The organism is Clostridium ihumii AP5 (assembly GCF_000612845.1).
In the GTDB taxonomy this organism is placed as follows: Bacteria; Bacillota; Clostridia; order Clostridiales; family Clostridiaceae; genus Clostridium_J; species Clostridium_J ihumii.
Genome location: NZ_CCAT010000083.1, coordinates 19,400 through 31,791, shown reverse-complemented (window position 1 = coordinate 31,791; position 12,392 = coordinate 19,400). Strand labels below are relative to the sequence as shown.

Sequence of the window (12,392 nt, the reverse complement as noted above, 5' to 3'; positions counted from 1 at the left end):
TTTTCAACTTAATTAATTTAATGCAAAATAAAAAAATGGAGAAAATAAACTTCTCCACTTTTTAGTATCATATATATCTAATTAACTTTTGCTGCTTTTTCTAATCTCTTAAGTGGCATTGCAGTTACAAGAACTGTTGTTAATAATCCTTCAACACCAGCTGATGATAAATTATATATTAATGAATATAACCAAACATTCATTCCAGCTGGTGCATATTGTCCAAAGAAAACAGCACCAGACACTACCATTGATAATACACTTAATCCAGCTGCAAATAAACATCCTGCAATTACATTAGATTTCTTTTCCCTACCAAATGTACCTGCAAGTCCAAGTGCCATTCCACCAAGTAAGTAATCTAATATAAATTGTGCTGGATGAACTATAGTTGCTCCATTTAAAAGTTTTAACAAACCAAATATAGCTCCTCCTGTAAGTCCTGCTTGTCTACCATATAATAGTGCCAATATCATTGTTGGCATCATTGAAAACAAACTTATTCCCCCTCCTTGAGGATATTTTATAAATTCAATCAAATATAATACAAAGGACATTGCACTAAACATCCCTATCATAACTATATTTTTAACATTAAATTTTGCATTTTTGATAAGATCTACAACATAAAAAATCATTAATACAATACTAAGAATTGTTGCGAAAATAACCATTTTCCTTCCTCCTAAATAATTTTATTATTTAATAATTAGTTTTTTCTTTTCATTTTTCTGATATTTTCAAATATTTTATACAAAATAAAAGCTATACTCCATACGGAATATAGCTTTTAACTTTATATAAAGTTTTTAATTATATACATAAACATAATTTAAACTTTGCTTTCCTCCGCTGGTATTATCCATATCAGGTACAAGGGTTAATATTTATAAATATCTCTCAGCCACTTAGGCACCCCTAGCTAATTATTATATTTTTCATTATCATTATAACTCAAAATTTACAAAACATCTATAGTTTCTTTACAATTATCTGTAAAATATATAAAAGAAAAAAGCATAGGGTTTTTATTTATATACCTATGCTTAAATTTAAAATTAATTTTTAATTGCTTTTAAAAACTTTATCTTTATGCCTTGTGCACTAAACATATCTTCGTGTTCTGTAGTCACATTACCTTCAAATCCACTGTTATGTAAATCGTATGTTATATATTCTATTTTGAAGTTACTTTCTTTAAAGTATTCTAAAGATTCTTCAAAAAGTTCATCATCATCTGTTTTAAACCAGATTTCTCCGTCCTCTTTTAAGAATTCCCTATATTTATTTAATTGTCTTGTGTGTGTTAATCTTCTTTTTTTATGTCTTTCCTTAGGCCAAGGATTGCAAAAGTTTATATAAATTTTATCTATTTTATCATTGCTATCTAACATTTCATCAATAATAGCAATTTCTTGTGCCATTAATTTTACATTATCTACTTTTCTTCCCTTTTCCTCAAATGAAGCTTCTATATTTCTTTTAGCTAAAACAAGTACTTCATCTTTTATGTCTATTGCTATATAATTTATATTTTCATTTTCTGCTGCATGTACAGCCATAAATGTTCCTTTTCCACATCCTAGTTCTAAGTATATTGGCTGATTTCTAGTGAAAGATTCACTCCACTTTCCTTTATATTCAGTAGGATTTGTTATAAAAAAACTACATTCTTCTAATTCTGGTCTAGCCCAAGGCTTTCTTCTCATTCTCATATCTATTCGCTCCATCCTTACCTTTTATTTTATCAAGGATTGTTTTCTTAAATTTCATTCCTTATATTTTATACTCAATTATTATACATATTTACTTAAATTCTATCAACTTATATTTAACTTTTAATCTACTGATTTTAATGATTCAACCATTTGTATTTTTTTTAATTTGTAATACATTGTAAAATTAACTACTATGGCAAACATGAAAGTTAATAAAAATGAATATACATAGCTAATATTTCTTATGCTTCTTCCAAACATAATAGTTTCAAGTTCTACAGTTAACATAATGTATTTATGTAAGGCTACTCCTAAACCTAGTCCTACAATTATACCTATAACCGTTAAAATGATATTTTCCCTATAGACATATTTAGCAACTTCATTATCATAAAAGCCTAAAACTTTAATTGTTGCAATTTCTCTTAGTCTTTCACTAATATTTATATTTGTTAAATTATACAGTACTACAAACGCTAATGCTCCAGCAGATACTATCATTACTAAAACAACATAATTTAAGCTGGATATTGTATCCTTAAAATTATTTTTTATTCCAGAATTAAATCCTACAGATTTTACATTTTCCTTGGAAATAATATCTTTAGACAATTCACCCTCAAAATTTTTAGAATTATCCACTGTTTTTGCTATAATTTCATTGAATTCAACTTTATTTTTAGTTTTGTTTTCATAAAGTGATTTATCCATATATAAATAATGAAACGTATATTGCTCTGTAATTCCTGAAATCTTAATTTCAAATTCCTTTTCTCCATCCTTTACCTTAATAACATCAGCAACTTTAACATTTAGCTGATTTGCTATTTTTTCACTAATAATAACACCATCTTCATTTAGTTTTAAAGTTTCTTTACTCTTCCTGTTTCTCATGGAAATAAACTCTTCTAATCTATCATTATTTTCAGGAATAATAAATTTTACATCCCTTTCTATATCATTAGATGAAATTTTTATATTTTTACTTTGTAACATCATATAATCTGATATTCTACTATCATTTTTTAACGTATGTTTAAATTCATCTAATTTATTCTCCCTCTGGTTAAAATCAATATTTATGGACATATCATATTTATATATTTCACCAAACTGCTTATCTACTATAGCTTTTATTGAATCCTTTATACCAAATCCACATAAAAGCAATGCTGTACACCCTGCAATACCTATTACTGTCATAAAGAAACGTTTCTTATATCTAAATATATTTCTAGCTGTAACTTTTTCAGTAAAACTAAACCTTTTCCATATAAAAGGTATTCTTTCCAAAAATATACGTTTACCATTTTTCGGTGATTTAGGTCTCATTAAAATAGATGGTGTTTCTTTAAGTTCTTTATTGCACGCAAATACTGCAGCCATTGTAGTTATTAAAACTGCAGCAACAGTGGATACAGTAGCATAATACCAATTAAACTTTAATATTACATTTGGCATAGAATACATTATTCCATATGCATTAAATATTATTGTTGGAAATACTGTAAATCCTATTGCTATACCTAATATACTTCCACTTACACTTGCAAATGCTGCATATAAAATATATTTAGATGCTATAGTTGCTTTATTATATCCTAATGCTTTTAGCGTTCCTATTGTTTCCCTTTGTTCATCAACCATTCTTGTCATAGTTGTTAAACAAACTAATGCTGCTACTAAAAAGAAGAATAATGGAAACACTTTTGCTATTGCTTCTATTCTATCTGCAGACCCTTCATAGTCTACAAAACTATAATTAGATTTTCTATCAAGAACATACCAATTTACTTCATTTATATCTTTTAATTTTTCTTCAGATTTATTTATCTCTTTTTCTGCCTTTAAAAATTCTGCTTCTGCTTTCTTTTTACTTTCTTCATATTTTAACTGACCTTTAGATAATTCACTTTTTCCATTATTAATCTTATTTTGTGCTTCAATAAACTGATTTTCCGCTTCCTTTTTCTTTGTTATTAATTCTTCATTATTTTTATCTAGCTCTATTTTTGCTAATGTTAATTGTTCTTTACTATAAGCTAATTTGCTTTCATTCTCAGTGAACATTTGTTTTTTACTATTCAATTCAACTTTAGCTAAGTTCAACTTTTTCTTACTTTCATTTAATATATTTTCTAATATTACTATTTGCTCTTGTATTTTCTCTTTATCATCCTCTTCAATATCTGTTTTTAGCATTAATTTTAAATTGGATATTTTATTTTCTAGTTCATTAATTCCATTTTCACTAGCTTTAATTTGCTCCTCACCAATTCTAATAGAATCTTCTATTTCTTTTCTTTTACTTATAAACTCATTGTAACCCCTATTATATTCAGATTCTCCTTTTTTTAACTCAGAATATCCATTAGAAATTTCATTTTCGGCATTCTCAATAAATACTCTAAATTCATTCTGTTTGGATTGTAACTCTGATTGTGCCAATTCTAATTCTTTTTTAGAATTTTCTATTTCATTTTTTGCTATGTTTAATTCTTTCTCAGCCTCTAACTTTTTATTTTTTAATTGCTCTTTTCCATCAGCAATTTTCTTTTTTCCATCTACTATAACTTCCTGATACCTTATTTTGCTTCTTTCTTTTCCAACCTCTTCAAGCTTGTCTTTTATTGGAATTACAACATCAAAATAATCATCATCATATGTAAATTTTTCTTTAGCATTATTTATTGTTATAAAAGTTTCCGTATATACTTCACTTTTAAAATTTTCTTGTGGAATCATTATGTAGTTTCCAACAGAACCATTTCCTATATTACTGTTTCCTTTTTCATAAGATAAATAATATGGTGTCTCTACTAATCCAACTACAGTATATTCATTTTCTTTTAGACTATCTTTAATATCTTTATCTGTTCCAGACTGAAGACTCAACTTTGATCCTACTTTTACATCAAAATCTGCTATTTTACTATTTTCTACAAGACATTCATTAGATTTTTCTGGATATCTTCCTTCTACTATTTTTACTTTGTTTATATAATTTTCATTATCCTTTGTATCTTCATATTTAGGTAACCCATGAATTCTTAATACTGTCTCAACATTTTTTATATTGCTAATAACATCCATAGAATATGTTGGATATATTCCTTTAACACCATCTACTTCATTTATTGCTTTAATATCTTCATTTGTAAATCCTAATGTTGATATTAACTGAATATCCATAAAATTGTAGTCATCATAATATTTATCCGCAGTTATTTTCATATCCGGAGAACCTACATTTATTCCAGAAAAAAAAGCTACACCTATGGCTACTATTGCAAATATAGATAAAAATCTACCCAAAGATTTTTTTATTTCTCTTAAAGTATCTTTTCTTATAGAATTATTCATAACTACCACTCAATCCTTTCTACTGGAGTAGGATTTTCATTTATAGTTATACTATCAACTTTTCCATTTTTAACTTTTATAACTTTGTCACCCATATCTGTTAATGCTAAATTATGTGTTATAACAATTACTGTCATGCCCTTTTCTCTACAAGTATCTTGAAGTAACTTTAATATTGCTTTCCCGGTGTTATAATCAAGTGCTCCAGTAGGTTCATCACATAATAATAATTTGGGATTCTTGGCTAAAGCACGAGCAATTGCAACTCTTTGTTGTTCTCCACCAGATAATTGAGCTGGAAAATTTCCTTTTCTATCTTTTAAGCCTACATCTTTAAGTGTCTTTTCTGGATCTAATGGATTTTTACTAATTTGTGTTGCCAATTCTATATTTTCAAGTGCTGTTAAATTTTGTACTAAATTATAAAACTGAAACACAAATCCTATATCATACCTTCTATATGTAGTTAATTGCTTTTGATTATAACTACTTATTTCACTTTCATCTACCAAAACTTTTCCTGTTGTTACAGTATCCATGCCTCCAAGTACATTTAAAATTGTACTTTTCCCAGCACCACTTGCCCCTGCAACTATGACAAATTCACCTTTATTTATAGAAAAATTTACTCCATCTAATGCTTTTATTTCAACTTCACCCATTTTGTATGTCTTTTTCACATCTATAAACTCTATGTATTTATTCATAAATTTTTCTCCTCTTAGTTTTCATAATTTAAAATATATTATAATTATATATGATTTTTTTAAAATTCTATAATTATAATATATCTTAATTTATAATCTATTCATCATATAAATCGCTTGCTAAATTCTCCAAAATTTCCTTATTTACAATTTCATAAAAATAACCTGACTTTTTTATAGCCCCCATCTCACTTAAACTTTTTAAAGTACGCAATAAATGCCTATAGCTGCAACCTAATAGTTCAGACATTTCTATCAAGTTGCATTCTGTAACTAATCTAAAATCTTCATTACTCTTTTTTACTGATGTTGCTAGCAAATAGCTAGAAAGCCTGTTTTCTAAAGGATATAAAAGATTTATAGAACTATGTTTAGAACTTCTTGAAAGTTTTTTTCCTAAACTTTCAATCATATATATTAGAAATTTAGAATCATTTATTGCATATTTCCTTATATCTTTGAAATCAATTGCTACGCAATAGCTCTCCGCTATAACTTCTATATTTGAATCACTCTTATCCAATTTTACACACTCTATATCCCCTATAACTTCTAATGGCTTATTAAAAGTAAGCAATAATGACTTACCATTTTCTAGAGAAATATAAACTTTCGCCTTTCCTTCTACTAAAAAAAATAACTTATCCATTTTTTCATTAGCTCTACATATGTATTCACCTTTATTGATTTTAAAAAGTTTCATATATGGTTTCATATCTACACTAAATATTTCATCTAATTTATATTTTTTTATATATTTATCTATTTTTTTATCTTCTTTAATCTCTACCAAAATGTTTTCCTCCAAATTAAAATATTTTATATTATTTTACTACGCATATGACATATGTCATATATATATCGTAAATTTTTGTGTTAATTTAATATACAAGGAAATAATTTATTTCTGAAAGCAAAGTTTAAATTTCACTTATTCATTCCGTATGATAAATTTTACAAGTGATTTATATAAATTTACCCAAACATCACATACAAATGATATGTCTAACTTTGCAACTACCATTATTATATTTATAGACAGTAGATTAAGCCTCTACTGTCCTTTTATTATAAAAAATACCTTAAAACTTAAACTTTAAGTTTTAACCCTTATAGTATGTTTTATTCATATTTGTTCATACTATGAAATGTTTAAGGAGTGATACTAATGAATAATTTATATTGTCTATTAATAGGTATATTGATTACTCTAATGACTACATTTAATGGAATTTTATCAGAAAATATCGGTAATTATACATCCACTGTTATAGTCCATCTAGTTGGTCTTTTATCTACAATATTCGTAATGTTATTTTCTAAGAGAAAAATTATATTTAATAAAAATATCCCCTTATATCTTTATAGTGCTGGAGCCATAGGTGTTTTAACTGTTTTATTTAATAATATCTCATTTAATGCTGTTGGAATTTCACTTACTTTATCTTTAGGCCTTTTAGGACAATCATTGACATCTATGATAATAGATCATTACGGACTATTGGGTATGAAAATAAATAAATTTAACAAAAAGAAAATCTTAGGTTTTGCATTGATGACTATAGGAATTATCATAATGACAATTTATTAGAAATGAGGGATTTACATTGGTTTTTATACTTGGTATTTTAGCAGGTGTCACCATAACAATTGCTAGAATTTTAAATTCTAATCTTGCAGATAAACTTGGTTTACTTGAAGGCACCTTTTATAATTTTCTAGTGGGTTTACTAACCTCTATATTATTTTTATTATTCACGAAAGAACTCCCATTATTGTCCACTATTTCATTTTTTAATATACCTTTATTTGCATATATAGGTGGTGGAATTGGAGTTTTAGTAATACTTCTTTCTAATTATGTAACACCTAAGATTTCAGTGTTTTATGCCACAATAATAATATTTGTTGGTCAACTATTTACTGGAATATTAATTGATTATATTACTTTAGACATGATACCCAAAGGTAAAATAATTGGAGGTTTATTTGTATTAATTGGATTAATTATAAATATATTAATTGATAAAAAAGATTTTAAGTCTATATAAATAAAGCTATGATTATTAATAATCATAGCTTTATAGCATTTCATCTTCATTTCAAAACCTATTTTAAAAAGTTATTTCAATTTATATTTTAACTTTTTATATATCCGAAAATTCTACAGATAATTTACCTTGATTTTTTTCATAATTTTTAACTTCTTCTATATCTTCATTTATTCTCTTATTAGGTAACTTAACTACAAATTCACTACCTTTTTCTACATTATCATCTAAAAATACATTACCATCATGTAATTCCACTAATGATTTTACTAATGACAATCCAATTCCACTTCCATCCTTCTTTCTACTTTTCTCACTATTAACCTGAATAAATCTTTCAAATATAATTTTTCTTAATTCTTTTGGTATTCCTATTCCATCATCCTTAACTTTTATAGTAACCCATTCTTCATCTATACTTAAGTCTACTAATATATTCCCATCATTTTCAGTAAATTTTATTGCATTTGATAATAAATTAAGTACTATTCTTTCAATCTTTTCTGGATCACACCTTATAATAAGTTCTTCCACTTCTGTATCAAATATAATATTTATATTTTTAACTTGAACATATGGTACTACTGATAAAGTTATATCTTCAACTAAGTTTACAATATCATAATTACCAAAATTCATTTTTATAAAACCAGAATCTATCTTTACAATATCAAGCAAATTATTTACAAGTTTTAATAATCTTAAACAATTTTGTTTCATAGTTTCTTCATACTTATTATAATATGTTTCAAAATTGTAACTATCATTGCTTTTCTTACTCTCTAAAAGCTGTATACATGAATAAATAACATTTATTGGTGTTTTTACTTCATGTGAAAGATTAGCAAAAAACTCAGTTTTTACTCTATCATACTCTTTTATTTCTTCATATTGTTTTTGTAAATTTTCAACAACTTTTCTGTAGCTTAAATCTCTAGCTACTATTATTCTTCCTATTTCTTTTCCTCTATCATTAATCATAGGACTTATTAATGACTCTACTGGTATATTATTTCCTTTTACACATTTCATATCATGTTCTATCCAAAGTTTACCTTGTCCACAGTTTAAATTTTTATCATAATTTTCTTTTGTTATTGTCATTAAATCTATATACCTAAATTTTCTAATTTCATCTTCTGTATATCCTAAAATTTCTATTACTGTATTGTTAACATATGTTATATATCCTTCACTATCTATAGTTATAATTAAATCCTTTATATTGTCATTTATAGTTTTAAGCTTTTCTTCATTTATTCTTAACTTTTCATTTTTTACGTATTCTTCTGTCACATCTATAATAGTAGCTACTTCTATATTTCCATGACCTACCTTCATTTTTTCTACACTTATACTTCTAACTTCATTATCATCAAAAACTATGTCCTTAAATGCATTCTTTTCACTACTATTGCTTTTTGTATTATTTATATCTTTTATATAATTTTTTATGAACTCTTCTAAATTTCTATATTCTCCATTGCCCTTACTAAGTTCATGTCTTATTAATTTATTTGTATAAATAATCTCAGTTCCTTCTTCACATATAATGACACCACTACTTTGATTATTTTCTGTTATATCATAAAATAGTTTTAATCTTTTTTTTAAGACTTCACTTTCTTTCATTTTCATATCCATTTCAATAAATAAACCTAAAATCACGACTGAAAATCCAATAAAAGTAAATATATTGCCTATATTATACAAATTAATATTTTTTATATTTAGAAATCTTACCACACAAATTCTTCTTAACGTAAAAAAGTTCATACTAATAATAAATATTGTATATAACCAATCTTTTCTTTTAATATTTTTTATACTCCAAGCAATTATTATACTAAAATAATAAATTATAAATATTATATTTACAAATGTTATTAACTTAATATTTTGATTTTTATAATTATTTACTATAGATCTTTTATCTAACATAATTAACACCCATGTTGCAACACATACTAAGCTGGCTAAAATAAATTTTTTGCTTAAAAATTTATCTATTTTTTTATTATCTTCAATAATTGTATATGTTATCAATATAGCTCTCATTGCATATGGTATTATTGATGCATTTAAAATTGCAAATTGTTCATACTCTATACTATCAAACATAGCATTTACTAAAAATCTTTCTATCGCAAAACTTAAATACATTAATGCAATTATAAAAAAATCATTTTTCTTATGCATATAATAATACGACCAACAACTAGCTATAGAAATAATGGCTAGCGTAGAATTTACAACTTTCAAATTATATATAAATTTAATTTCATAACCTGGAGTTTCACTTATAAATGACATACCTAATATAAATATAATACTTATTAAAAATATTAACCTTGTTGCAATTCTATTAAATCTAAGCAACCATATTTTTTCCGTTGATCCTGTTAATTCTATATTCATAAATTTTTATTCCCCCTAAATTATACCAAAGGCCTAAATATTACATATTTAAATTATAACATCTTATTTATCTTTATCATCTTATTTATAACACAAATATACATTTTTTTATATTATTTACTATAAAATTTACAAATTTATTTGTAAATAATATTAATTATTTGTTGACATTCATTATTTAAGTTGGTATACTAAATCTTGTAAGGAAAATAAATAAAATAATTTAACATATTTCATACTAAACGAAATTTGATTTGAATTTTTAGGAGGGTATATAATTATGAAAAAATTTGTATGTACAGTTTGTGGATATATTCATGAAGGAGAAATGGCACCAGAAGTTTGCCCAGTTTGCAAAGTTGGAGCTGATAAATTTATAGAAAAATGTGATACTATGACATTTGCTGATGAGCATAGAATTGGTATTGCTAAAGATATAGATGCTGAAGTTATCGAAGGATTAAGAGCTAACTTTATAGGAGAATGTACTGAAGTTGGTATGTATTTAGCTATGAGCCGTCAAGCTGATAGAGAAGGATTCCCTGAAGTTGCTGAAGCATATAAAAGAATAGCATGGGAAGAAGCTGAGCACGCTGCTAAATTTGCTGAAATTTTAGGTGAAGTTGTTGTAGCTGATACAAAAGCTAACTTACAAGCTAGAGTTGATGCTGAGCACGGAGCATGCCAAGGTAAAAAAGATTTAGCTACACTAGCTAAAAAATTAAACTTAGATGCTATTCATGACACAGTTCATGAAATGTGTAAAGATGAAGCAAGACATGGAGCTGCATTCAATGGATTATTAAATAGATATTTTGGAAAATAATAATAATAAAAATCAACTCTATTTTAAGAGTTGATTTTTTATTTATATCTAATTGCACATTTTCTTTGACATTTCAAATTGCTTTGTGATTTCATGAAAACCTATATCATGAAGTAAATTTAATACCTCAGAATAATTAATGTCAATATTTTTAATTGTAACGTCTTTGAACCTTAATAGTAATTGTTCAATAATTATTTTCAAATCTTCTATATTGGTATATCCAAGCTGAACAATGCTACCTGTTACTTTAGAGAAAATACAAAATGCAGTCACTACTTTATTCTCCTTTTCTGTAAAAGCTACACTATAGCAGTCAGAATTTATTTTTAACACATTCGTGCTATGTTCATATGATGGTTTTACTAAATTGCAATTCTCTATACTTGAAATATTAAAATCGCTAAGTTCCATGTAATCCATCGGTTCTGTAGTAATATTTAGTCCAGTGTTAGTTGCTTTTACAATAGAAAATTCTCTTACAATATCAAATCCATTCTTTTTATATGCTTCTATTGCCTTATTGTTTTGTTGCAAAACCTCCAAATAGTATTTCTTTATTTTATACTTCTGTAGCTCTTGTTCATTAAAATTAAAGAGATTAGTAAAAACGCCTTTCCCTCTTTGTTCGGGCACAACACCTGTACCAGCATCAAACACCACTTTTTCTTCATTATAAATGTTACATGAATTAAAAATAAATCCTACCATTTCATTATCTAAAAATGCTCCATATGACAATTCCTTATTCACTCCACTCATTTCAAAGTGAGTTTGAATCTGTTTTTCGGTTAACTGCAATGGCAAATTATAATCAGAAAAAGCGAGATTGAAACATCTTGAAATTTCCTCATATGAAACGTCCTTCAAAGATTTATAAATTATCATAATACTTCTCCTTGTTAAATGTAAAAATTTTCATTAACAACCATCTCATTGTGTGGTTTTTATATTTTAAATTTTATCATTGCAGTAAAAATAAGTAAACTTAAAATTATAATTTTTGCTTTTCTCCAAATCTTCTATAATTTCTTTCAATGATACTTTACTAAAACATTTCACTGAAAACTTCTATGAAATGGCTATTCATTTGTAAATAATCAATTCAAATCCCATTCTTAAAACATGCAAACCTTTTTAATTGAAGTTTTTTTAAATTATTCAAGACCTAACCTACAAGTTAGAATTGATGCTGATTGTAAATCATAATAACACAAAAAATTTAGCTACACTTACTTTAAAATTGAACTTAGCTATAAGTCATTATACTTTTAATGAAATATACAAGCATTGCTTTAGAGCTTGGCTA

Annotated in this window: 10 protein-coding genes and 1 riboswitch; of the genes, 3 read left to right on the top strand and 7 right to left on the bottom strand. The window is 25.7% G+C overall.

The features are described 5' to 3' along the window. Positions 1-77 precede the first annotated feature (77 nt). From thiT to BN346_RS15915, 5 genes are all read right to left on the bottom strand, one after another. Complete coding sequence (gene thiT / locus BN346_RS15935) at positions 78-674, bottom strand: energy-coupled thiamine transporter ThiT (protein ID WP_040329953.1); 597 nt, start codon at positions 672-674, stop codon at positions 78-80. A gap of 153 nt (positions 675-827) precedes the next feature. Then, positions 828-930: riboswitch (TPP riboswitch) on the bottom strand. Between the two features lie 128 nt (positions 931-1,058). Continuing rightward, positions 1,059-1,715, bottom strand: coding sequence for a tRNA (guanosine(46)-N7)-methyltransferase TrmB (trmB, locus tag BN346_RS15930; RefSeq protein ID WP_040329952.1), 657 nt, complete (start codon positions 1,713-1,715; stop codon positions 1,059-1,061). 123 nt (positions 1,716-1,838) lie between these two features. Further along, positions 1,839-5,081: an ABC transporter permease gene (locus BN346_RS15925; protein WP_040329951.1), complete on the bottom strand. Its 3,243-nt coding sequence runs from the start codon at positions 5,079-5,081 to the stop codon at positions 1,839-1,841. Positions 5,082-5,083: 2 nt separating this feature from the next. Continuing rightward, positions 5,084-5,788: an ABC transporter ATP-binding protein gene (locus BN346_RS15920; RefSeq protein ID WP_040329948.1), complete on the bottom strand. Its 705-nt coding sequence runs from the start codon at positions 5,786-5,788 to the stop codon at positions 5,084-5,086. 97 nt (positions 5,789-5,885) lie between these two features. Further along, positions 5,886-6,581: a cyclic nucleotide-binding domain-containing protein gene (locus tag BN346_RS15915; RefSeq protein ID WP_040329947.1), complete on the bottom strand. Its 696-nt coding sequence runs from the start codon at positions 6,579-6,581 to the stop codon at positions 5,886-5,888. A gap of 375 nt (positions 6,582-6,956) precedes the next feature. On the opposite strand from BN346_RS15915, the gene BN346_RS15910 reads away from it, so the two are divergent. Both BN346_RS15910 and BN346_RS15905 read left to right on the top strand, forming a co-directional pair. Beyond that, positions 6,957-7,379: a DMT family transporter gene (locus BN346_RS15910; RefSeq protein ID WP_040329946.1), complete on the top strand. Its 423-nt coding sequence runs from the start codon at positions 6,957-6,959 to the stop codon at positions 7,377-7,379. A gap of 16 nt (positions 7,380-7,395) precedes the next feature. Next, positions 7,396-7,839 carry a DMT family transporter gene (locus tag BN346_RS15905; RefSeq protein WP_040329944.1) on the top strand — a complete coding sequence of 148 codons (444 nt, stop codon included), beginning with the start codon at positions 7,396-7,398 and terminating at the stop codon, positions 7,837-7,839. 96 nt (positions 7,840-7,935) lie between these two features. Here the strand turns inward: BN346_RS15905 and BN346_RS20685 are convergent, their stop codons facing one another. Further along, on the bottom strand, positions 7,936-10,257 hold the full coding sequence (locus BN346_RS20685; protein WP_051540459.1) for a sensor histidine kinase: 2,322 nt from the start codon (positions 10,255-10,257) through the stop codon (positions 7,936-7,938). A gap of 280 nt (positions 10,258-10,537) precedes the next feature. On the opposite strand from BN346_RS20685, the gene BN346_RS15895 reads away from it, so the two are divergent. Then, the gene (locus BN346_RS15895) at positions 10,538-11,083 is read left to right on the top strand and encodes an NADH peroxidase (RefSeq protein ID WP_040329943.1); all 546 of its coding nucleotides are present in this window, start codon (positions 10,538-10,540) and stop codon (positions 11,081-11,083) included. A 48-nt stretch (positions 11,084-11,131) separates the two neighbouring features. Here BN346_RS15895 and BN346_RS15890 read toward each other — a convergent pair whose 3' ends face one another. Beyond that, positions 11,132-11,971, bottom strand: a complete 840-nt coding sequence (locus BN346_RS15890; protein WP_040329942.1) for a GNAT family N-acetyltransferase — start codon at positions 11,969-11,971, stop codon at positions 11,132-11,134. Positions 11,972-12,392: the final 421 nt, after the last annotated feature.